The sequence below is a fragment of the Halioxenophilus aromaticivorans genome, assembly GCF_042850945.1.
GTDB classification, from domain to species: Bacteria; Pseudomonadota; Gammaproteobacteria; order Pseudomonadales; family Cellvibrionaceae; genus Halioxenophilus; species Halioxenophilus aromaticivorans.
In genome coordinates, this window is the sequence record NZ_AP031496.1 from 2,120,257 (window position 1) to 2,142,431 (window position 22,175).

A 22,175-nucleotide genomic window follows, 5' to 3' on the forward strand; every position below is an offset into this window, starting at 1 on the left:
TGAAGTTCTCCTTTTTCCGTTGTTTTGGTAATAGATGAGCCTAACTTTCTACCTATTAATGGACTAAAAACGACTGCTTACCTGGTATCGGCTTCGGCTTATAACACCAACGTAGGATCAGTTTGAATTTAAGGGATTTCAAGTAATGAGCACCCACCCCACAGGCGCACGTTGTGCCAAAAAACTACGCAATCACGAAGATACAATTCCAGCGACATTAGCGCTAGAATCGGTGCGCCCTAGTGGCTGCACAATTAAAAAAAATAAAACTTTAAATTGTTCTAAAAAATTAAGAAAAACCAAAGGCCTAGTTGTAAATAAAATTCAGGGCTGGCAAAAGTGTTTTTTTCACAGTCTAGGAAAATTCAATCCATCTTGGGTGGGCCCGAAGGCGCACGCGTGCGCTGGCTATGCGCCTAGCGAATTGAAAATAATAGAGAATTTCAACAACACATCAAACCGTTTTATAAAGGCAAAATATAAATGAAACCGATCAAACAAACCGGTGTTCGGCGATCCTTTATGCGTAAAACTGCTTTGGCAATTGCTTGCGCTGCTCCCGTGGGTGCGGTTAACGCCATTACTTTTGAGCAACAAACAGATACACCGTTTGCGGAAGCTGAAGCTTGGGGTTCTTCTTGGGGGGACATCAATGGTGATGGCTGCCCAGATTTATTCGTTAATCACCATCGTCACGAGGCTGGACTTTACAAAAATAATTGCGACGGGACCTTTAAGGACATATCTGTAAAGGCAGACGTCGACGCTGCTTGGCGTAAAGACAATAAATTCTCGGATCACCACGGCGTTACTTTTTCGGATATCGACAGCGATGGTGACCAGGACATATTTATCACCACAGGTGCACGCTGGGATTCCGCGTTACTCATGAACGAGGATGGGCTGCTACGTGATCGCACCCACGAAAAAGGTGTTGACGAAGATAGAGAAGGCAGAATGCCTACTTGGTTCGATTGGGATAATAATCGCTTACTGGATATGATTCTGCATAGCCGAACCCGTACTTGGACTTGGCAACAAAGTGAGCGGGACAATACTTTTTGGGATAGCAACCAACAGACTGGCTTGAACGAGCATAAAACTACTAACTATGCCCACCTAATCGATCTGGACAACCAGCTGCCCCTGGAGGTCGTTTCGGCTCCTGAGGGACAGTTCCCGGTTTTTGCGCTAGAGACCTCAACGATTCCTTTTTCTAAATTCACCAACAATATTCCTAAAGTCCCCTTAGTGGTTGATTCAACCGTTGGCGACTTCGATGGTGATCTTTTAAACGATGTTGTTTTGATTAAAGGTCGTTTGCGTCGAGTCCAAACTAAACAGTTTGGTAACAAGACGGTAGAAACCTGGTTTACAGCGGCTCCTGGCACCGCCGACAAGACTGTTAAGTTCAAATCGCCTAACGGCAACTTGCGTGTGGATATGTACAGTTTTCACGATTTGCCGCGTTATCATATCGGTGCGGACGGCTACCATCCTGCGGCAAATACCCAGAAAAATTCTACTACCTATCAGTTCAATTTAAATGCTGCTGACTCCATAAACCACGGAATCAAGCCCCATAGCCCTACGGCCGGCTCGGACGCTGGGGTTTATATCGGCTATGATCCCGATGAGGGCATCTGGCAGTTCAGCATGGCCAATGGCGGCCGGTACAGTACTTCCTATTTTGTTGTAAACAGTTCAGAAGCCATCTCGGATTTGACTATTAACGGGGTTGCTGGAACAGACCGACCACAGTCGCCGGTAATGTTGCGTAACACGGGGGCAGGTTTTACCGGTAACAGTAAGCCTTTGGCGGTGAAAAGCGATGTTGGCGATCTTTCCGATGCGGTTAGTTGTAACGGCGTCGCATCGGGGGACTTCGATAATGATATGGACATCGATATCTATGCCGCCTGTTCTGGCGGTGTAGAGAACCTACCGAATGTGCTCTACGAAAATGATGGTACCGGTTCGTTTACAGCTGTTCCACTGGCCGGTGGTGCCGAGGGGCCTGTCGGATCACATGTTACCGATGGCCACAGTATCGCTGATAACGTAACGGTGGCCGACTATGATGGTGACGGCAAGTTGGATTTGTTTGTCACAAACGGCGTACAGCTGTTTCCGGTTCGCTTCGAATCTGAGGATCAGCTCTACAAAAACACCACCGATAATCAAAACAATTGGATCGAATTGGACTTGGTCGGAACATTGTCGAATCGCGATGGTGTTGGCGCTAAGGTATTCGCCACTGCCAATGGTGTATCTCAGCTGCGCGAACAGAACGGCGGCTATCACCGTTGGTCGCAAAATCATCAGAGAATTCACTTTGGCCTTGCCGAAAATACCCAGGTGGATATTCGCGTAGAGTGGCCCAGTGGCGCCGTTGATTATTTTGAAGACGTGAGCGCCGGCAGCTTGTATCAAGTAGAAGAGGCTGGTGAAATTACCGCCATGGAGCAAGGCCCTGTAGCGCCGGATCCAGGTGAGGACACGACTCCACCGGTAGATCCCAATCCGCCGGTGGACCCCAATCCGCCGGTGGACCCCAATCCGCCAGTAGATCCCAATCCGCCGGTAGACCCCAATCCTCCAGTGGATCCTAATCCACCGGTGGAGGAAGATGCCGTAACTATCAGAGATACTATTTATTTCCCGGCGACCAATCGCCTATGGGTGCAAGCTTTCTCTGATTTAGAGCCTTTATCCAGTGCTACATTAACTGCTACAGCGGTTATCAACGGGGTTACTGTTGAGTTAGGCACACTCAATTGGCACGATAGAAACCAGGCTTACCAATTCAGCTTTAGGCCAATCGCCGGCGAGCCCGAGTGTATTACGGTAACCAGCGATAACGGCGGTACAGATTCCGCTACCTTGTCCGGTGAGCCATGCACGGATGATGGTGGTGGCGATAACGGCGGTGGTGGCCCTATCGTTGCTGACCACTTCGCCAACGTAGAGAAAGCTATTTACTTCCTTTCTACTGGTAAGTTGTGGGTGCGAGCAGGTTCTACTGCCCCCGCAGGCACAGACTCCATTGACGTTGTGATGGAAACCAACCAAGTAGAAACATCTCTAGGTAACTTGAATTGGATTGCTGGCAAAGGGTTCTACCAAAAGAACTTCAAAGGTATTAGCCAAGCGCCCGCTACGGTGACCATTACCAATATGAGTGGTGTTCAGGATACCGTTTCGGTAACTGTGCAAAATTAGAGTTTTAATATTGCTTGATCTAACCCTCCCACGGAAACGTGCGGAGGGTTTTTTCATGGATTAACTTTATGGAGCCCCAAGTTAAAGGCTCCGAATGTGAGTTATTAGACTCTAGAAACGACGAACGATCAGCGATGTATTGATGCCGCCAAAAGCGAAATTATTGCTCATGATCGTATCAGTTTCGATGGCTCGGCACTCTCCGGCGATATAGTCTAGGGGGGCGCATGCTGGGTCGAGGTTATCTAGGTTGAGCGTTGGGTTAAACCAGCCTTCGTTCATCATCATAATGGCCGACCAAAGCTCGAAGGATGCACAGCCACCCAAGCTGTGGCCGGTATAGCTTTTCATGGAGCTAATGGGCTTTTTGCCCAGCACATTGTATGTGGCGTGGCTCTCGGCAACATCGCCTCCGGCGGTGGCCGTTGCGTGTGCGGAGACATAGCCAATTTCATCGGCGTCTATGCCTGCATCTTCCAAACTTAACTGCATCACCTTTTCCATGGTGGGCTGTTGAGGCCTAACCAGGTGGACTCCATCAGAGTTGGTCGCGTAGCCGATTACTTCTGCCAAAATGGGCGCGCCACGGGCCTGGGCGTGTTCGAGGGATTCTACAATAAGCGTGGTTGCGCCTTCGCCTAAAGCCAGACCGTCGCGGTCGATGTCAAAAGGTCTTGGGGCTTTATGGGGGGTAGCGTTAAAGTTGCGGGTAGCCGCTAGGATAGTGTCGAACACCGCTGCCTGGGCTGAGCATAATTCCTCGGCGCCGCCGGCAATCATCACATCTTGTTGGCCATGGGCGATGGCTTCATAGGCAAAGCCGATGCCCTGGCTGCCTGCGGTGCAAGCGCTGGTGGTGGTGTAAATTCGACCCTGGGTGCCAAAGGTAACGCCGATGTTGGCCGCTGCGGTGTGGCTCATCATCCGAGTATAGGTAGTGGTATTGATCATCCCCAAGGTGTGTTCTTTTAGCAAGCTGAAAAACTCCAGTGCTGCGGCGGTGCTGCCGGTGGCCGAACCATAGGCAACCCCTGTGCGGCCATTGGTGATGACGGGGTGGTCGGTGAGCCCTGCGTTTGCCAGTGCTTGTTCGGTGGCCACCACAGCCATTTGTGCGACCCGCCCAAGCGCTCGGCGCTCTCGCGCTTTGTAGTGCTTGGGCAGCGTAAAGTCGTCCACCGGTGCTGCCACCCGTGTGACCAAGTCTTGGTATTTATCCCACTCTTCCATATAACGCATGGCACTGGTTTTATTTTGCAGCGCTGTTTTTACCGAAGCCCAGTCGTTGCCAAGTGCAGAAATGGTACTCGCGCCGGTGATTACAACGCGCTTTTTATGATTATGGTGGGGCATCAAGCTTGCTCCGTTAGTGGTTTTTTCATCACCGACAAGGTGCCCTGGCACAGTACCGCCTGGCTGTCCTCATCGGAGATTGTGCAATTAAAATTCGCCAGCTGGTTACCAACCACGGTGCCGGCAACCGCGTGGACTATAAGTTGCTGGCCAGGGCGAAAAAAGTCGACGGTTTGTGTGTAGAGTCTGCTGCCGAGTAAAAAACCGATTTGCGGTTCCTCTTTGCCTTGTTGCAAGGAAAGGCCGGCAATTAACGCGGCGGTTTGCCCCATGTATTCCAAGCCGATGCACGCGGCAACGCCGTGCGGCGCAATAAAAAATGCACAAGTGGGCTCGATAGTGACTCTTGCCTTGGACTCGGAATCGGTCACAGAGATGATGTCGTTAAGCAATAGCATATCGTCTCTGTGTGGCAAAAACTGTTCGGGTAATAGCGGTTGCGACATAATTAGTGGTCACCGGGGGTGTTTGAGTGAGGCGAGTCGGCCCAGTAAGAGTAGAAATTAAACCATTGGTACGGTGCCTCGCGGCAAACCTTTTCTAAGTGGTTAGCATATTGCTGAGCGTAGTCTTGCAGTAATTGCTGCCGCCGCTTAGCCGGAAGCTTGATTTGATCAGCGAAATCCACGACATCAAAATACAATCGGTTATCGTCGCCACAATAGTTACGGTAGGCGAACATTAACTTCACGGGGCACTCTAAGGCCCGGGCCAATAGGTAGGGGCCAATGGGCAAGTGGGCTGTGCGGCCCATAAAAGTAACAGCAACTGTACGAGTGTTGCCCGAGGGTGGTGTGCGGTCGCCGGCAATGAAAACCCATTCACCCGCATCGATTTTATCTTTGAATTGCAATATGGTGGTGATGTCGAACTCATCCACCTGAAAAACATTAACGCGGGATTGTGGGTTCATCGATTGCATCATCGCCACGTAGTTCTGCGCGTGGCGGTCGTGCAGCAAGACGTTAATGGTTTGCGATTTGTAGCGTTGCATAAAGCCGCGGCAGTATTCGATATTACCTAGGTGAGAGCCAATGATTAACTGACCCCGGGTGTCATTTAGCAACCTTCGGTGGGTTTCTTTATCGCGGATGTAAAACAGGTTTGGGTCCAGCTCCAGGTGCCAAGCCATAAGTTTATCGACCACGGTCTCTGCGAACTCGCGGAAGTGTCGTAGGCTGGCACTTAGTCCGGGCTTTTTCTTCCAAAGCTCTGGGTAGCATTGCCAGTGTGTGGTTAAAAATTCCAGCGAGCCACGGCGGGCCTGCGCGCGGAAAAGCACAAAATACCAAACGATGGGGCGCAGCAAAAAAGAAACCGCTGGTCTGCCAAAGTAGCGATGAACCGCCCATAAAAAGCGTAGGCCAGTGAGGGTGCCGGCCTCGCGCATACTAGACCAATGCAAGGCATCTGCGCTTGCTTTATTGTTGGTAACGGTATCGCCATTCATGGTTGCGGGCGCCCGCGTAATTTTTTACTCACTAACCAAGGCAACCGCAATAGCATGCCGGTGACTAGACGAGTGTGTAATTGAATCAACACAAGATTATCGCGCAGATAATGGAAATGTGAGGCGGCCCCGGGTGGGTAGACCACCCGAGTATCGATAAATTGCAGATCGACATCGGACCATACTGCTTTCACCAATACTTCAGTATCGAAATCCATGCGCGGGCCAACGTAATACCGGTCGAAAACGGTGTCTAAAGCGTCCAAAGGGTAGACTCGAAAGCCACACAGGCCGTCTTTGATTTTTAACGACAGGGTTTCCAGTGCAGTCCAAAAGTCGGTGACCTTGCGGCCGTAAACACGGGCTTTAGGAGCGTCGTCGGTGAATGTCGGCTTGCCGCAAATAATCCACTGCGGTTGCTTTTTGCTCGCTTCAATGAACCTACTAACATCCTCTAGGCAGTGCTGGCCGTCGGCATCTATCTGAATGCCGTGGCTAAAGCCTAGGTAGCGGGCGAGGCCGAGCCCGGTACGCACGGCGGCACCTTTGCCTCGGTTGTGGCCGTGTTCGATAAGGTGCAGGTCGTTTTGCTCACTGCACAATTGCTGCACCTGGGACAAATTGTGTGGGTCGCTGCCGTCGTCAATTAATACGATGGGAATATCTAAGCCGCGCAATTTAGGCAGAAAGTTAGCGAGCTCCGCGGCGTGATTGTAGTGGGGTACGATTAAACAATAGCTCACAAAAATTCCCCACTAAAAGTGCCGCTGGAGCACACGTCATCGCCACTGAAGTACTGAAAGTTAACCCGTTGTTTTTCCCGAAGTACAGTAAGGGTTAGGCTTACTTCGGTATTGGGTAAAATAATTTTATTGAACTTCAAACTTTTTACCTGGGTAATACGCTTCAAGTCGGCCAATTGCCGAGCGAAAAACTGCGCCCAATGCAATTGCACAACCCCGGGTAGTACTGGGTTGCCCGGGAAATGGCCGTTAAACCAACGGCAATCATCGGCGACAAATAGCGTTAGTTGCCAAGCGCTGCTCTGCGCGTGGGAGGCGTTTAACGCTTTTAGATGTGGCCATTCGTTGGCCGGCGATGGATAAGTAATGGTGTTTGTCATGTTGATAATTGCTTTAAGCGTTGTGGTCTTTTGGGTCAGGCCAACGGCGTCGGTAAAACTGCCGAAACAGCAACTCAACGGCAAAAAATAGCGCCATAATCAGGTAGGAAATAACGCAATTATAAAGGGCCCATATTTCGGTGCTGGTAAACAGCGCCGTGCACAATGCTGCCAGCCCGTTACCGGTAAGAAAAATGGCCCAGGCTAACGTTAGCTTGCGCATATAGGCACGGGCTTGCGGAGGGTGTGGCGTGTTAGTGCTGAAGCGTGTGGCAAAGTACTCTATTAGCGATTGCTCTTTTGTCAGAGAGAGGGCAAAGCTCGCGGCCACAGAAAAATTCATCACCGCCGGGTAAAATTTTAAATAGATGGCATTGTGAGAAGCGTAGGCAATAACGCACAGCGTAATAACGCCAATTAATATCCAGTATTCCTTAGCGCTGGCTTGGTGCCGGTTCACCAGCAACCGGCCCGTGGCAATAATAATAAGCCCCAGTGCCAACACAGCTATGCCTTGGCTCTGTACGTTGAAATACAGCCATGCCGGGTAGAGCAATGCAAGTAACGTAATCACGGCGGAACACACTTTGGTCCAGGAGGCAGACATGGATACTAGGCCAGTACTTGGTGCCGGTAATCTGCCAAAAGTGCTCGCTCGCCGTCACTAATAGCCTTTGTGGGGTTGCTACTGAGCATATCCGTGAAGTAGGTCATTAACTGCTCCAAACATCTGCGGCTGTTGGGCAGGGCCTGCTCCAGGGGCAGGGATTCGTCGGTTAATTGGCCGATGATTTCGTGCAAAACCGGTAACTCGTACTGATCGATAAACATTCCTTGTGGCGTCAATATTCGGCGCTGTTGGGCTCGCTCTCTAAACAGCGCCTGCATTGTTTGATTGAGACTAATGACGTGCTGTAAATCTGGAATAAATCGCTTAATGGTTTGCACGCTGGTAACGGCATTTTTGTAGTACAACAGCACCAGCACCCCCCAGTAGAAGGCATAGTCCCAGGCCAGTTTAACCGACATCATTTGGCGATCGCCGAAGCCGCCGTATTGTTGCCGGTACACCGAAACGGTATTGTCGAAGAAATTCGTAAAGAAAAACTCCAGCACATTGCAGTCTCGGTTAATCGCCTGGCCGTTGGATTGCTGGCTGATGATATGGCTAATGATGTCGTTGCCTAGGGCGATAAAATCCGCGCCCGGCGAGTAGAAAGGGTCGGCAAAGACGCCGGCCTCGCCAGTGAGGGCCCAGCCGTCGCTGGAAAATAGCTTGTCACAGCCGTAGGAGTAGTCGCGGACATTGACGAAATCCAGCACCTTGGCATCAGACAGCGCAGCGGCTAGGTGAGGTTGATGCTGATCTAGCCAAGCCAGTGCTTCGTTGTAATTGCTGATGGCTGCTTGTTCATAGGCAATGTCGTCCATTACCAAACCGATACTGGTAGCGCCACTGCCTAACGGTATTACCCATGCCCAATAGCCCGGCCCCATTAAATGGTTGGTACTCAACCAACGTTGGCCACAACTTGCAATTTTATCGTGCCAATGAGTTTGGTTGCTCCAATCATCGATTTTGATGGTTTTGTCCACCCGGAACCAAATAGCATTGCCGCGATGGTGACTTGGCTTGTGCAAACCGAGGCTGTTTTTCACCAGCGCTTGGCGCCCGGCAGCGTCGATTAACCAGCGGCTGTGTAAGGTCTGGTGTTGGCCATGTTGGTCTTTAAAACGAGCCTGCTGCGTGCCTTGCCCCAGTTCTACGCTCTCGATGTCGACGCCATCCAAAACAGTAACGCCCTGGGCCAGCAAGCGCTGTTGCAAGTGGTTTTCCACCAAGCCGCGCTCGATCTGAAAAGTTGGTAGGTCAAACCGCCGGCTTACGCCCAGCTCGTCTTGTTGGCTGAAATCCGTTTGTGGTGAGCCAAAAAAACAACGCAGGCCAAACTTTTGAAGATGCTGGCTGGCGAAGTGATCTTTTAAGCCCAAGGTGTGGGAGAGGTAACGTGAGCCAATTTCCACGGTGGATTCACCCACCTTGGCGGTCACATTGTTGACGGGGAACCGGCTGCGCTCCAACAGAGTGATTTTCAGCTCTGGGTTTTGTTCAATAAGCTGGGTAGCCAAACCCAGGCCGGCGATGCCCCCACCAGCAATTATGACGTCTGGATTACCTGCAGCCACGATTTCAATGTCCTTTTAACAACTGATTTATTCTGCCGCCATCCAGGCGGTACAGGGTTTAACGTCGATTTCCAGCGCGCTACCTTGGCTGAGCGGAAGGCTCAGCTTTGAGGCCGGTGCTGCCGTCAGCGCCTTGGCTAAACACAGGGATTTTGCCGCGGGATTGGCAGCGTAGAGGTGCTCTAGCTGTGCTGTGTTCAGTGTAGGCCATTTGGGTTGCGCCAGGGTGACGGTTTTGGCGTCCAATCGAGTGGCAAGGCCGGTATCGTCGCTGGGGCTAATCAGCATGGCGAAGCCAAACGCTTGCTCGTTGGAAAATAAGCGGCTGAGAACCTGGGATGTAGCGGTGTCATAGAACGCCAGCAGCACCGGGCGCTGTTCGGTGATGCACTGCACCATACCCTCGAGCAAAGCGATGGATACCGAATATCCCAGCCCGGCAATGGAGTTGGCCGGTTGTCGGCAGTGGGTGGCGATGGTCCAATATCCGGCCGCAGCGTTGTGAACAGAATTGTGAAATTTGGTGGGTGACAATTGTTTGTCCGGCCCGGCTAGCACCTTGCACATATAATCCGTGAGGTCGGTATCGCCTAGGCCTGAGGCAAACACGCAGGCGGCCTCAGTGGCCGGTATGTCACTCATTGCTATGGCTTGCGAGGCCGTCTCCACGGCAATGCGCACGGCCAAAGGGGCTCTGCGTCGCTCGTTGGCGGGTATTACAGCAGGCTTTGGCGCTTTAAGGGCATCGTCGTTACCACCGTGGCCAGCCAACAGGTTTTGAAGATCCCGCCAATTTTCAAAGCCCGGGCCAAAGGCGCCGAGCCCGTGTACAAAAACTTGCATCTTCACCTCAACTGGCCGTGGCGCTAAAAATTAGGCTGCAATTGTTGCCGCCAAAACCAAAGGAATTGCTCATAACGTGCTGACAGAGCTTGGTTACGTTGTTGCGCGGCAGTGGCAAGGTGAGCCTTGGGTCCTGTTGCTGCAGGTTTAAATTGGCCGGCACGATACCGCTTATTAGTGTATCCACAGCGATTAACGCTTCTGTGATGCCGGCGGCACCTAGGGTATGCCCGGTCCAGCCCTTGGTGGAGGAGCACAAGGTATTTTCGCCAAATAGCACGCTGATGACATCACCTTCGATGGCGTCGTTGGCCTGGCTGGCGGTGCCGTGCAAATTAACGTAATCGATTTGCGCCGGTTGCAGTTTGGCTTGGCTCAATGCCTGCTGCATGGCCAGCCGCGCGCCGGTGCCCTCGGGGTGTGGGTGAGACATGTGGTGGGCATCGGAGCTTTCGCCGTAACCGGAAAGCGTAATCCGGTGGCGGCTTAAGGGAAACTCGGCGCTGAGCTGCTCTGCATTGGCAAGCAGAGCAAAGCCTGCGGCTTCGCCTATATTGATGCCGGTGCGATTTTGGTCGAAGGGTTGGCACGGGGCAGGGGAGACCAGTTGTAATGCGTTAAAGCCGTGTACCACGCTCAAACCCAATGCATCGGTGCCACCCACCACAACGGCGTCAACAACACCTGCTGCTAGCCACCTAGCGGCACTGGCAAATACCTTAGCCGACGATGAGCAGGCCGTGTTGATGGTCATGCTGGGCCCAGTGATCCCCAGCGTGTGTGCGACATACAATCCCAATGCGTGCGGGTTGTGAACCTCAGGTTGTTGAAATTCTGGGGCTAGCTCACCGTCATCGGTTAATTGCTGATAGGCCGTCTCTGTGCGGTCAATGGCCGAGGTGCTGGAGCCCACGATGATGCCAATGCGGGCAGCGTCAAAGTACTGCTTGAGGGTCTCTACCGAGGCTAAAAATTGGCCTTGTCGCAGACAATAGTCTGCCAGTGCATTGTTGCGGCACTGCCACGGGCCGAGGTCTAGGCCATCCACTTGCGCTACGCGCCCAATCCATGTGTCGACGTCTGAGCCGGGCAAATCGTTGCGCCTCAGACCGCTGCTCTGGCTGTCTATGGCCGGTCGCAATGCGTCACGATTTTGCCAGGCGGCGGTGGTGCTTTGGTAATCGAGTAGTCTAATATCCATAATCATCGCGCCGGAAAGCCATTTTCTTCGCCGGCTGCTGCTGCTAAAAATCACGTAATTGTAACAGAGAGAAAATGTTCATCCCAAACACTGTGTTAACTTCGCGCTGTAACAAGTGGTTGTTTACCTTGGCCCTGGTGGGTTGCATTACGCCAAAGATATGGGCACAAGAGACTGCCAAGCCTTTATTTGAAATGGGCATCGGAATAGGAGCAGTGAATCAACCGTTCTACCCCGGCAGTGGCCAGCAGCGCAATATTGTGTTCCCGGCTCCGGTACCCATTTATCGAGGTAAGGTGTTCAAATCCGACAGCCGGGGCATTCGGGCCGAAGTGGTGGATGAGCCCCGTTACCGGCTGGATATCAGTGCCGACATCAATTTTGCCATCAACAGCGACGACATCGATGCTCGGGAGGGGATGGCTGATATCGACACCATGTTGCAAATAGGCCCGTCGTTTCAGATCGATTTGTATGATGGAGCCACTAATCGGATTAAATTGAACCTGCCATTGCGCTTTAACTTGGGCGTTAGCTGGCAGGGTGTATCAGACAACGGCTTTACCTTTGCGCCCAATGTGAGCTTCCACCATGGCTTTCAGTGGCGGGAAACCCCTTGGCTGGCCAGTGTATCTGCGGGGCCGCAATTTGGCAGCCAGCAATTTCACGATGTGTACTACCATGTTGCCGACCGCTATGCCACCGCCGAGCGAGCAGCCTATCGGGCCGACGCTGGCTATTCTGGCAGTAGAATCACGGCATCTATACGATCGCGCACAGACCAGCGCCTCTGGGTGTTGTTTGCCCGCTACGACCATTTAAGCGGGGCCGAGTTTGAGGATTCTCCGTTGGTGGAAACCAATTACGGCTTAAGTGTTGGCTTTATTTACAGCCGATTTGTGTTTCGTTCCAAGACCACTGTCAGCCGGGACGATGAAAAAGTCGTACGTCGATAGCTTGCCAGAGGCCAAAAAAAACCGGCACGCGGCCGGTTTTTTAACTAGAAAAGGGCGTTAGGAGGCCAGCAGACGGTCGTATCTCCGGCTAAGAATGTCGTAGAAGGTTTCCCTTAGACTGTTGATTTCGCCCTTGATCTTGGCAATGTCCTCCACCGAAATGTCGGTGCGGCCCACGTACACTTCCTTGCGGAACATAACGATGCGGGCAGCGTAGATGCGCAGGGTTTTTTCCATGCCTTTTTCACCCAGCATGAGCAGGGTGGCCTGGGCGTCGGCGAGCTTTTTAAATTCGGCTACGAGGTCCTTATTCACCTGGGTCAGTTCAGCCTTGCGGCCTGCGGGCCAGCGCTCACCGTAGCGCATGGACTCCATAATCAGGGCAGAATATTTAGCGAAGGCGTGGCTTACATTACCCACGTCGGAAGAAATCTGCTCTAACAACTGAATGCGGCGATTGCCAGCGGGTTGGTCATCGTTGGTGTTTTGGCGCCGCCAATGTACAAGCCAATACAACATGGCGGCGATAATCGCGCCAAGAGAAACTTTTACGCTGGTGTCAATCAGTTGCCAAATGGTGCCCTGGTCCATAATGTCTGCTCTCACTTATGCCAATAAACCGTCGTAAGCGGTGATCTAGGTGACCTAGTGCAAAGACCGTTCCCAATCTGGCGCTAACCGCCGGCAATTTTTACGCTGTGTCCCAAGACCTCTAGGAGCTGTTTAATCTTGTCTCGGTCGTCGCTCTGAACTTCGACAATACCGTCCTTGACGGCGCCGCCGACCCCAAGTTTCTGTTTTAGGGTTTTGGCGGTATCCTTTAATGACTCTGGCGGTAAGCCTGTTACTAGGCTAACGCCTTTACCTTTGCGACCTTTGGTTTCGCGTTTAATTCGAACCACGCCATCGGTAACGGTGGAGGTGGGGGTGGCGTCTGGTGGTTTGGCTCGGCCGCCATCGGTGGAATAGACCAAGCGGCTATTTTTGTTGGGTTTGCTCATAAATTCGCCTATTACACGGTGTTAGTGATGTGACGGGGCCTTTACCAGCTTTTGGCTCCATAAACCAAACAGCAATAGGGCCAAACCAATGCCGAAAACGTAGAGAGCTGGGATGGGCACCAATTGCCAATAATGGAATAGGGGTGCCAAAATAACAGCTACAAATAGCCCAATGGAGGTGAGTTTTTCTGCGCTCTCTGGTAATTGGATGGCCTTCTGGCAGTGGGGGCAGGGGAATGCTTCACGCTGCAAGAAGGCTTTTAAGAGCCCGTGACGTTTAAGCAAGGCTTTGTCCATGGGCACATTGCAGTAGGGGCAACGGACGATTTTTACCAGGGATAACACAGGGCGGTATTCTCACGAGGGCGGAAAACCGCTAGTTTACCAATCGAGCTAAAATTCTGGCAAATCATGAGTCGGTTGGCTCATCTTAAGTTAAGCTTAAAATCTGATCAGGTAGTAGAAGGTAGGAACAGGTAACGCATGGAGTCTCAAGTGAAGGAAACCACACGGCAATACTTGTTTCGCGTCATATTCGGGACCGACACGCCGGCAGGAAAACGCTTTGATCTGTTTTTGATCTATTCGATTTTTCTGAGCGTCGGTGTGGTGATGTTAGAGTCCATTGAACACATCGCCTCTCGCTTTCCCGCCGCCATGTATGGTCTGGAATGGTTTTTTACCATTTTATTCACTATAGAATACGGCCTTCGAGTCTATTGTGCGCCCAATCGTCTGCGCTATATCACCAGCTTTTACGGCATCATTGACCTGCTGGCGATTTTGCCCAGTTACCTCAGTTTATTTATCGGCAATATCAATTATTTGATCGTTATTCGCTTGCTGCGCGTACTGCGCATCTTTCGCGTGCTCAAGCTGATGCGTTATTTGGAAGAAGCCAATATCCTGATGCGTGCCATAGGCGCCTCACACCGCAAAATACTGGTGTTTTTTGCCACCGTATTGGTGTTAGCGACGGTGTTTGGAGCTTTGATGTTTGTGGTAGAAGGCCCGCAAAACGGCTTTACTAGCATACCCACCAGTATTTATTGGACCATTGTTACCATCACCACGGTGGGCTATGGCGACATCACGCCGCACACCACCCTGGGTAAAATCATCGCATCCTTTGCGATGTTAACGGGTTACTCTATCATCGCTGTACCCACCGGTATTTTAACCGCGGAGCTCAACCAAGAATTAATGCGCGATCGCCGCCAAATTTCCTGCCAGGGTTGCCATGCAGTTGGCCATGAAAGAGACGCTAAGCACTGCAAATTCTGCGGCGAAACCTTGGCCAAGAAGAAGCCTGTAGCCGAAGCATAATACAGCCATCGAACCGCTAACTGCTGGCTACCTGGGGCTCCGGGTTTACGTTGATCGGTGCGATTTCCTCTACCACCAGCTTTGGCTTGATCACCACCGGCTGTTCGTGGTCTTTCCAGTCCATTAGCCGAAACTGGCCGTCGTAGTCTTCAATTAGCGCTGTGCAAGATTCCACCCAATCGCCGGTGTTGTAGTAGGTGACTCCATTGATGGTTTTGATGGCCGGGTGGTGGATATGGCCGCAGATAATACCGTCGTAATTATGTTTGGCGGCGTAGTGTGAGGCCGCATCTTCATAATCGGCGATATAGGTTTGCGCGCGCTTGATGTGATCTTTTAAAAAGCCCGCGAACGACCAGTAACCATAGCCATATTTTGCTCTGGCGCGGTTAAACTGCCGGTTTAAAAACATCAACACATCGTAGCCCCAATCGCCCACCCATTTGAGCAGATTGTGGGCGCGGGTAACGCCGTCGAATTGGTCGCCATGCATCACTATCAACTGTTTTTCGTCGGCGGTCTGGTGCACCATCTTGTTTATCAAGTGAATGTTGTCAAAGCGGTTGTTGGCGAACTTGCGCAGAAATTCGTCGTGGTTGCCGGTAATGTAATAAATGTCTACACCGCGCTTGGAAAGCTTTAATATACGCCGGATGATTCGGTTGTAGCTTTTTTTCCAGTGTACCTTTTTAGCCATGCGCCAGCCGTCAATGAAATCGCCGACAATGTACAGCTTTTCACATTTGTGGGTTTTCAGAAACTCATTGAGTTGGCGCGCTTTACAATCTTTGGTGCCTAAATGTACATCGGAGATGAAAATAGAACGGTTGCGGCTTATGGCAGGGGCGTCGGATACAGTCATCGATTGCGGCCTATCACTGGGTGCATTTTAAGGCGCGATAATGAATTTGGAATGTGACAGTAAAATTAATGATTTTTGACCAGTTAATGAATATCCCCACCTCTAAGCAGCGTGTTAGCCGCAAAAGCCGTAATAATCTGACCATTCTAACCACAGAAGGTGTAAACCATGGGGGCTAGCTCAAGTGACCATGAACAACACATTGCCGACCTACAAGCGCGTGTCAGCTTCCAAGAGGATGCGTTGGCGTCCCTAGATGAAATCGTTGCACGCCAAGACCGAGAGCTACTAATGCTAAAAGCGCAGATGAAAAGCTTGGTGGATAAACTAAAAGACTTGCAATTTGGCATGGAAGCCGGTGGGGGGCACACCGATGAGCGCCCGCCGCATTACTAAAACCTCCGGTTGATGGCAGCTGGTTCACGGATTTTGGTAAAGGCGTCAACCGGGTTAAGGCGGAGCACCGACAGTCGTCGCTATTAACTGTGCTACATGTCCGCGTCTCTGCGCATCTGCTCGATGTCTTTTTTACGTTGATTGATTAACGCGATGGTGTATTCGGACTTCGCCAGTTTGAGGGCATTGTCGAGCTGCACGCGAGCCTTATCGTAGATGCCGTTCAAGATAAAATACTCCGCCCGGGCTTGGTGCAGGCCGAGTATGTTTCCGGATAGACCACGAATTTCTGCCAACATATACCACACGTAATCGTCCTTTGGACGCCTTTGGCTGTGCTGGCTGAGCACCAATTCAGCTTGGGAGTAGCTGCCGGCATCCATAAGTATTTCGGCCAAAGTCGTATTGAGCGGATGGTTCGCAGGCTTTATACGTAGTGCTGCGCGAAGGCGTTTCTGGGCGGCTTTAACATTGCCCTGTTTCGCTTCTAGGCGTGCCTTAGCCATAATAAACAGAGTGTTCTCTGGTTGATATTCCAGCAAAAAGTCTATTTGTTCGGCGGCCTGTTGAAAGCGCCCGGATTCGGTCAGTGCCAGTGCCAAACCATAGCGGCTGGCGTTTTCGGAAGGGGAGTCACCTTCAAGTTCGGTGGTGAAGATTTTTGCCGCTACGTTGGGGTTTTCCGCATGCAGTAGCCTCGCGCGCGCTTGCATATAATAAAACTGATCATCAACTGAATGGTCACCTTTGGGCATGCGCAGTGCACGGTTACGGGCATCGGCAATTCGGCTCTCGGTCACCGGGTGAGTCAGTAAAAACTCCGGTGGACGAGTGGTGTAGCGGGTTTCTCTGAGCATGCGCTCAAAGATTTCTGCACTGGCGTTAGGATCGCGCCCGGCTGACAGCAGGGTCTGCATGCCAATGCGGTCGGCTTCTTGTTCGTTTTGCCGGCTGAAGCGCAGTTTGTTGTCCAAGGCGGCCGCTTGGGTCGCAGTAATGGCCGCCATACCCGCGTCGGCACCGGCGGTGGCAGCCAAAATAAAACCGGCGAGAATCCCGGCCATGGTGGGGATGCTGGCATTCTGCGCTGCCTCGACGCTTCGAGCGTAGTGGCGCTGCGACAAATGCGCCAGCTCATGGGCCAGCACGGAGGCCATTTGGTCTTCGTCGCCGGCGTAGAGAAACAAGCCGGTGTTGACGCCAACCACGCCACCGGGAACGGCAAAGGCGTTGATGGTTGGGTTAGGGATGATAACAAGCTCGAGCTGCTGATTTTTCAGCTCACTGTGGGTAGCTAGGTTGGCCAGCAGATTCTCTACGTATTCGTACAGTACTGGGTCACTTGAGGTTACCACTTGGCTTCTAAATGAACGTAGCCAAGCTTGACCGAGTTTTTGTTCTCGAGCGTGGGAAACAATGCCAGAACTGCTGTCGCCAAGATCCGGTAATTGAATATTGTTGGCAAGGGCGGATGGCGTGGCGGCCATCAATGGCAAGCTGGCCAAAACGATTTGACGGGCTGTAGCACGGGTTCGACTGAGGAGGCCGAATAAGATGGGGCGTGTGTCGGTTCTACTGCGCACGTATTATCTCTGACTTATCGTTTGTTCTTCGAGTGATTGCGATTAGTGTAAGCCTAACTGGGTTGTCTTATAAAGCGCCGTTGGCGTCACTTGGTTAGGCTTTTAGAACCAGTGCAAGGGCGTTTGTTCCATCAACCCGGTGCCGGTTGGGAGTATTCGTTTGGCCTAGTGATCGTAATAAGCCTTTAATTTCGTTAGACTTTTACTTCTGTTTATCGTGCAACCACAGTCTCAGAGAGATGCCTGTTATGCAAGTGTCAAATACTTCGGCCACAATCGACCGCACTTTAGATGTCACCGGTTGTTTGTGCCCGCTGCCCTTGCTCAAGTTAAAGCTAGGCTTAAAAGAAATGCTGCCGGGGCAGGTTATCGAACTGCTAGCATCGGATGCGACCTCCACTCAAGACATTCCGGCCTTTTGCAAACTTTCCGGACACCAATTGGTCGCTACACAACAAGATGGCGATACTTATATTTTTAGGGTTAAAAAAGTCGAGGCCTCGGCTTAGTTCGCCATGTTCAGTTAAAGGAAGACACCATTGTTACGTATTTTAGGTAATTGGGTTCACCGCTACTTCTCCGATGAAGAAGCGGTGCTGTTAGTGCTGTTTTTGATAGTGGCGCTCATCGTCACCTATACCATGGGCACGGTGCTGGCGCCTATGCTGGCTGGTTTGGTCATCGCCTTTTTGCTGCAAGGACTAGTGCTGCGGTTACGGGCGCTGGGGCTGCCACACTGGGCTGCGGTATCCATCACGTTTATCTTTTTGGTGTCTTTTATCGTGGTCAATCTGCTGTGGATATTGCCCGTTATCTGGTACCAAACGCGAGGACTACTGGGCGAAGTCCCCAGGATGATGGTACAGGTGCAAGATTTGTTGTTGTTGTTGCCGGAAAAATACCCAAGCCTAGTTAGCGAGGAGCAGGTACAACAGGTGCTGGAGATGATCCGCCGGGAGATCGGCACCTTTGGCCAGTCTCTGGTGACATTCTCCATCGCCAATTTAACCATGCTGGTCGGTGCCTTGGTTTACTTAGTATTGGTACCTATCCTGGTGTTTTTCTTCCTGAAAGACAGCAGCACTATCCAAAACTGGCTTACGTCTTTTCTGCCCAAACGCCGCCCGGTGATGAATACGATTTGGGCGGAGATGAACCAGCAGATCGCCAACTACGTACGCGGTAAGGCCATCGAGATTCTCATCGTGGGGGTGACTACCTATGTGGTGTTCGCCTTGCTAGGGGTCAATTACGCACTACTATTGGGGGTGATTGTTGGTCTGTCAGTGATTGTTCCCTACATCGGCGCCGCTGTGGTGACCGTACCGGTGGCCTTGATCGGTTATTTTCAATGGGGTTGGTCCAGTGAGTTTTTCTGGTTGATGGCGGCCTACACCATTATTCAGGCGCTGGATGGCAATGTACTGGTACCCCTGTTGTTTTCCGAAGCTGTGAATCTGCACCCCATTGCCATCATCCTGGCGGTGTTGGTGTTTGGTGGCTTATGGGGCTTTTGGGGGGTGTTTTTCGCCATACCCCTGGCGACTTTGTTAAAAGCCATTATCAATGCTTGGCCCACGGCTCAAGAGTTGGCCGAGCAAGAAGAGACGCAACAGGTGGGATTGCTTGAGAACCAAGCAGTAAATGGGGAGTCAGAATAGCGACATCTCAGGTTCATTGAACCTCGCGTGGACAACAAAACGATTAAAAAGTGAGCATATGATTAAATTGGCAAGGCCCATTCTGGTTGGTTGTATTGTAAGTTTATGTTTGATTGCCACCGCGTGGTCCGAGCCGATAATCACCAGCGATGTTGATGATCGTGAGCATCGCTACCTGGAACTCGATAACGGCCTCAAGGTGTTGTTGATACACGATGCCAGCGCCGATAAGGCCGCAGCCGCCTTGGACGTCTACACCGGCAGCGCTGATAACCCCGCAGACCGAGCAGGCCTAGCCCATTTCCTTGAGCATATGCTGTTTTTGGGTACTAAAAAGTACCCCGAGTCCGATGAGTACCAAGCTTTTATCAGTGCCAACGGCGGCGGCCATAACGCCTACACCGCACTGGAACACACCAACTACTTCTTCGACATCCGCGCCGGCGCGCTAGAGCCAGCGCTGGATCGTTTTGCCCAATTTTTCATTGCGCCCTTGTTCACGCCGGAGTACGTCACCCGAGAACGTAATGCCGTTGATTCGGAATACAGCGCTCGCATCAAAGACGACATGCGGCGCAGCTTCGATGCGCTGCGCGAAGTGGTTAATCCCGAGCACCCAGCGGCTCAGTTCTCCGTGGGTAGCAACGAGACTCTAGCCGACCGCGATAGCGATCTGGTGCGGGATGATTTGTTGCAGTTCTACAAGACCCATTATTCCAGTGAGAATATGGCCCTAGTGGTGCTGGGACGTGAATCGTTGGATGACCTGCAAGCCATGGTGGTGCCGCGCTTTAGTCAGGTTCCTCGGTATCGGCTGCAAGCCAAACGCAACGCTGTACCCATGTTTAAACCCGAATCCTTGCCGCAAATGCTGAGTGTAGTACCGGTGAAGGAAACACGCTCATTGGGCCTGCTGTTCCCAGTGCCCTTATTGCAACCGTACTATAGAAAGAAGCCATTGGAGTACATTGCTAATTTGGTCGGCCACGAAGGGCAGGGCAGTATTCTCAATACCTTAAAGCAGCAGGGTTGGGCTGAGTCGCTGTCTGCCGGAAGTGGCCTGGACGATCGTTACAGCAGTAGCATGATGGTCAATATCAGCCTAACCAAGGCGGGCTGGCAACACCGTGAAGAGGTCATTGGATTGTTCTTCGCCGGTATTGACCAAATTAAGCGGCAAGGTTTGAAGCGTTGGCGCTATAAAGAGCAACAGCAGTTGGCCGCCTTGGATTTTCGCTACCAAGAAAAACAAGACCCTCAACGCACGGTGAGTTACCTAGCTTCACAGTTGCAGGAATACCCAGCCCCGGAGGTTTACCAAGCGGGTTACCTGTACGAGAAATTTGATAAGTCACTGATCAAACAGTATCTGGATAAAATTGCGCCGGACAACTTGTTCCTGCTGGTGTTGGCGCCGGAGGTTAAAGCCGACAAGACCAGCCAGTACTACGATACTCCCTACGCGGTGAAATCGTTAAAAGGCCATCAGTGGCCCAGCGATGAAAATCTGGTCGCTCAGTTAACCTTACCGCCGCGCAATGAGTTTATCCCTAAACAATTGGCCTTGCTGGAGGCGCCTAAAAATACCACCGCACCAACCTTGGTGACATCAGAGGAATCCGAGCTGTGGTACCAAACCGACGTCAGTTACGCCGTACCTCGGGGCCTGGTGATGATTCGTACCATGCTGCCGGCCGCGGCTCAGGATGTTCAACATGCGGCCATGCTGGCGGTGTACGAACGCATGGTAGAGGAAAGTCTGAACGCATTTTCCTATCCTGCTACCTTGGCTGGGCTCAACTTTGGGCTGAGTGCGAATACCCGAGGTTTGGATGTCCAGGTCGGCGGTTACACCGATAAGCAAGAGCATCTATTGGAAATAATCTTGTCTCGGTTAACCGACTTTGAAGCCATAGCGCCGCAATTTGAGCGGGTGAAGGCCCAGGTCATCCGGGAGTGGCGCAATGCCAACAAGCGTCCTCCCTACGCCCAATTGTATGCCGATTTGTCGGTGACCATGTTCACACCACAGTGGTCCAGTGATGACAGGCTGGCGGCGCTGTCTGAGGTGACATTGGAAGATATGAAAGCGTTTACCGCTTCACTCTACCAAGACGGCAAAGCCAAGATGCTGGTATACGGCAACTTTGACGCTGAGCAGGCTCAGCGATTTACCGCTATGGTAGACAAAGTACTGACATTACCGAACCGCTGGCAGCTGCCGCCGGCCAAGGTGGTTAAATTGGATACTAGCCCAGAGCGACTCTGGCTGACGGTAGAGCATCCTGACCAAGCGCTTATCGGTTACTTGCAAGGTGCTGGAGATTCTTTAACAGAGCAGGCGCACCAGATGTTGTTACAACAAGTCCTCAGTGCCGACTTTTTCAATGACCTGCGCACCGAGCAACAACTGGGTTATATCGTGTTTGCGTCCAATGTCGATTACAAAAAAGTACCGGGTATCGCATTTGTGGTGCAGTCGCCCAAGGCTTCGGTGGAACAGCTTAGCACCGCGGTGGCCACCTTCCTCGCCGATTACACTATGCCCAGCGACGAACAATTAGAGCAACATAAAGAGGCACTGCTGGTGGAACTGCTGCAAAAGCCTAAAAATTTGCGCGAGCAGGGCGGCCTATACTGGGACAACATCGTACGCGACCAACCCACCTTCGATTTACAAGATAAACTGGCCGAGGCTATTTCTGCCATCAATTTGGCTGACTTTAGCGCTTATTATCAATCCGTTGTGATCCAGAGTCCGCGCTGGCTGTGGTTGGCGGCGGGCGAAGCTGATGAATTGCCAAAGCGGGGCGGCTGGCTACGCGACGGTGAAGAGGTTAAAAAAACCTCCGAAAGTTACGTCTATCCATAAGCCGGAAGTGCTATTCGAAAACACTTTTTTGTAGTTTTGTTACAGAAATGTGCGGTTGTTTCCCCGTTGTTCGTTATTTAGGCATGCTGCATTGCAAAACGCGTATTCACTAGGGGTTTGGTCAAAAGTTGACCAATGC

22 protein-coding genes are annotated in these 22,175 nt (G+C 51.7%); 8 read left to right on the forward strand and 14 right to left on the reverse strand.

Going from position 1 to position 22,175, the window contains the following annotated elements; translation table 11 throughout:
• Positions 1-145: 145 nt before the first annotated feature.
• Together ACGHM3_RS09195 and ACGHM3_RS09200 are read left to right on the forward strand one after the other, a co-directional pair.
• Positions 146-487 carry a hypothetical protein gene (locus tag ACGHM3_RS09195; RefSeq protein ID WP_345418641.1) on the forward strand — a complete coding sequence of 114 codons (342 nt, stop codon included), beginning with the start codon at positions 146-148 and terminating at the stop codon, positions 485-487.
• Positions 484-3,222, forward strand: coding sequence for a CRTAC1 family protein (locus ACGHM3_RS09200; protein WP_345418644.1), 2,739 nt, complete (start codon positions 484-486; stop codon positions 3,220-3,222). Before ACGHM3_RS09195 ends, ACGHM3_RS09200 begins: the two co-directional genes overlap by 4 nt.
• 111 nt (positions 3,223-3,333) lie before the next feature.
• Here the strand turns inward: ACGHM3_RS09200 and ACGHM3_RS09205 are convergent, their stop codons facing one another.
• The 9 genes from ACGHM3_RS09205 to ACGHM3_RS09245 are packed head-to-tail and all read right to left on the reverse strand — an operon-like array spanning position 3,334 to position 11,379.
• Positions 3,334-4,575 (reverse strand): beta-ketoacyl-ACP synthase, encoded by a 1,242-nt coding sequence (locus ACGHM3_RS09205; RefSeq protein ID WP_345418646.1) that lies wholly within the window; start codon positions 4,573-4,575, stop codon positions 3,334-3,336.
• Complete coding sequence (locus ACGHM3_RS09210) at positions 4,575-5,021, reverse strand: hypothetical protein (RefSeq protein ID WP_345418649.1); 447 nt, start codon at positions 5,019-5,021, stop codon at positions 4,575-4,577. The genes ACGHM3_RS09205 and ACGHM3_RS09210 overlap by 1 nt, the downstream gene beginning before the upstream one ends.
• A 2-nt stretch (positions 5,022-5,023) precedes the next feature.
• Complete coding sequence (locus tag ACGHM3_RS09215; RefSeq protein WP_345418651.1) at positions 5,024-6,025, reverse strand: hypothetical protein; 1,002 nt, start codon at positions 6,023-6,025, stop codon at positions 5,024-5,026.
• Positions 6,022-6,768 carry a glycosyltransferase family 2 protein gene (locus tag ACGHM3_RS09220; RefSeq protein WP_345418654.1) on the reverse strand — a complete coding sequence of 249 codons (747 nt, stop codon included), beginning with the start codon at positions 6,766-6,768 and terminating at the stop codon, positions 6,022-6,024. The genes ACGHM3_RS09215 and ACGHM3_RS09220 overlap by 4 nt, the downstream gene beginning before the upstream one ends.
• The gene (locus ACGHM3_RS09225; protein WP_345418657.1) at positions 6,765-7,148 is read right to left on the reverse strand and encodes a 3-hydroxyacyl-ACP dehydratase; all 384 of its coding nucleotides are present in this window, start codon (positions 7,146-7,148) and stop codon (positions 6,765-6,767) included. The genes ACGHM3_RS09220 and ACGHM3_RS09225 overlap by 4 nt, the downstream gene beginning before the upstream one ends.
• A 13-nt stretch (positions 7,149-7,161) precedes the next feature.
• Entirely contained in the window at positions 7,162-7,755 is a 594-nt protein-coding gene (locus tag ACGHM3_RS09230) for a hypothetical protein (RefSeq protein WP_345418660.1), read from the reverse strand.
• Between the two features lie 5 nt (positions 7,756-7,760).
• Positions 7,761-9,335, reverse strand: coding sequence for a tryptophan 7-halogenase (locus tag ACGHM3_RS09235; RefSeq protein ID WP_345418663.1), 1,575 nt, complete (start codon positions 9,333-9,335; stop codon positions 7,761-7,763).
• Positions 9,336-9,362: 27 nt separating this feature from the next.
• Complete coding sequence (locus ACGHM3_RS09240; protein WP_345418666.1) at positions 9,363-10,178, reverse strand: beta-ketoacyl synthase chain length factor; 816 nt, start codon at positions 10,176-10,178, stop codon at positions 9,363-9,365.
• A 7-nt stretch (positions 10,179-10,185) separates the two neighbouring features.
• Entirely contained in the window at positions 10,186-11,379 is a 1,194-nt protein-coding gene (locus ACGHM3_RS09245; RefSeq protein ID WP_345418669.1) for a beta-ketoacyl-ACP synthase, read from the reverse strand.
• Between the two features lie 74 nt (positions 11,380-11,453).
• Here ACGHM3_RS09245 and ACGHM3_RS09250 point away from each other — a divergent pair, with 74 nt between their 5' ends.
• Positions 11,454-12,335, forward strand: coding sequence for a MipA/OmpV family protein (locus ACGHM3_RS09250; protein ID WP_345418671.1), 882 nt, complete (start codon positions 11,454-11,456; stop codon positions 12,333-12,335).
• Positions 12,336-12,392: 57 nt separating this feature from the next.
• Here the strand turns inward: ACGHM3_RS09250 and ACGHM3_RS09255 are convergent, their stop codons facing one another.
• The 3 genes from ACGHM3_RS09255 to ACGHM3_RS09265 all read right to left on the reverse strand — a co-directional run bounded on the left by ACGHM3_RS09255 (position 12,393) and on the right by ACGHM3_RS09265 (position 13,681).
• Complete coding sequence (locus ACGHM3_RS09255) at positions 12,393-12,926, reverse strand: hypothetical protein (protein WP_390517991.1); 534 nt, start codon at positions 12,924-12,926, stop codon at positions 12,393-12,395.
• 83 nt (positions 12,927-13,009) lie between these two features.
• Entirely contained in the window at positions 13,010-13,336 is a 327-nt protein-coding gene (locus ACGHM3_RS09260; protein ID WP_345418677.1) for a stress response translation initiation inhibitor YciH, read from the reverse strand.
• A gap of 21 nt (positions 13,337-13,357) precedes the next feature.
• Positions 13,358-13,681 carry a hypothetical protein gene (locus ACGHM3_RS09265; RefSeq protein ID WP_345418680.1) on the reverse strand — a complete coding sequence of 108 codons (324 nt, stop codon included), beginning with the start codon at positions 13,679-13,681 and terminating at the stop codon, positions 13,358-13,360.
• Positions 13,682-13,819: 138 nt separating this feature from the next.
• Here ACGHM3_RS09265 and ACGHM3_RS09270 point away from each other — a divergent pair, with 138 nt between their 5' ends.
• Positions 13,820-14,662, forward strand: coding sequence for an ion transporter (locus ACGHM3_RS09270; protein WP_390517993.1), 843 nt, complete (start codon positions 13,820-13,822; stop codon positions 14,660-14,662).
• 16 nt (positions 14,663-14,678) lie between these two features.
• Here the strand turns inward: ACGHM3_RS09270 and ACGHM3_RS09275 are convergent, their stop codons facing one another.
• Positions 14,679-15,524 carry a UDP-2,3-diacylglucosamine diphosphatase gene (locus ACGHM3_RS09275; RefSeq protein WP_345418686.1) on the reverse strand — a complete coding sequence of 282 codons (846 nt, stop codon included), beginning with the start codon at positions 15,522-15,524 and terminating at the stop codon, positions 14,679-14,681.
• A 168-nt stretch (positions 15,525-15,692) separates the two neighbouring features.
• Here ACGHM3_RS09275 and ACGHM3_RS09280 point away from each other — a divergent pair, with 168 nt between their 5' ends.
• Positions 15,693-15,920: a SlyX family protein gene (locus ACGHM3_RS09280; protein WP_345418690.1), complete on the forward strand. Its 228-nt coding sequence runs from the start codon at positions 15,693-15,695 to the stop codon at positions 15,918-15,920.
• Between the two features lie 92 nt (positions 15,921-16,012).
• Here the strand turns inward: ACGHM3_RS09280 and ACGHM3_RS09285 are convergent, their stop codons facing one another.
• Positions 16,013-17,503: a M48 family metalloprotease gene (locus ACGHM3_RS09285; protein WP_345418693.1), complete on the reverse strand. Its 1,491-nt coding sequence runs from the start codon at positions 17,501-17,503 to the stop codon at positions 16,013-16,015.
• A 248-nt stretch (positions 17,504-17,751) separates the two neighbouring features.
• Here ACGHM3_RS09285 and ACGHM3_RS09290 point away from each other — a divergent pair, with 248 nt between their 5' ends.
• Genes ACGHM3_RS09290 through ACGHM3_RS09300 form a run of 3 tightly spaced genes read left to right on the forward strand, consistent with a single transcriptional unit; the run spans position 17,752 to position 22,036 of the window.
• On the forward strand, positions 17,752-18,012 hold the full coding sequence (locus ACGHM3_RS09290) for a sulfurtransferase TusA family protein (RefSeq protein WP_345418695.1): 261 nt from the start codon (positions 17,752-17,754) through the stop codon (positions 18,010-18,012).
• A gap of 30 nt (positions 18,013-18,042) precedes the next feature.
• Positions 18,043-19,164, forward strand: a complete 1,122-nt coding sequence (locus ACGHM3_RS09295; RefSeq protein WP_345418700.1) for an AI-2E family transporter — start codon at positions 18,043-18,045, stop codon at positions 19,162-19,164.
• Between the two features lie 58 nt (positions 19,165-19,222).
• Complete coding sequence (locus ACGHM3_RS09300; RefSeq protein ID WP_345418703.1) at positions 19,223-22,036, forward strand: insulinase family protein; 2,814 nt, start codon at positions 19,223-19,225, stop codon at positions 22,034-22,036.
• The last annotated feature ends 139 nt before the right edge of the window (positions 22,037-22,175 follow it).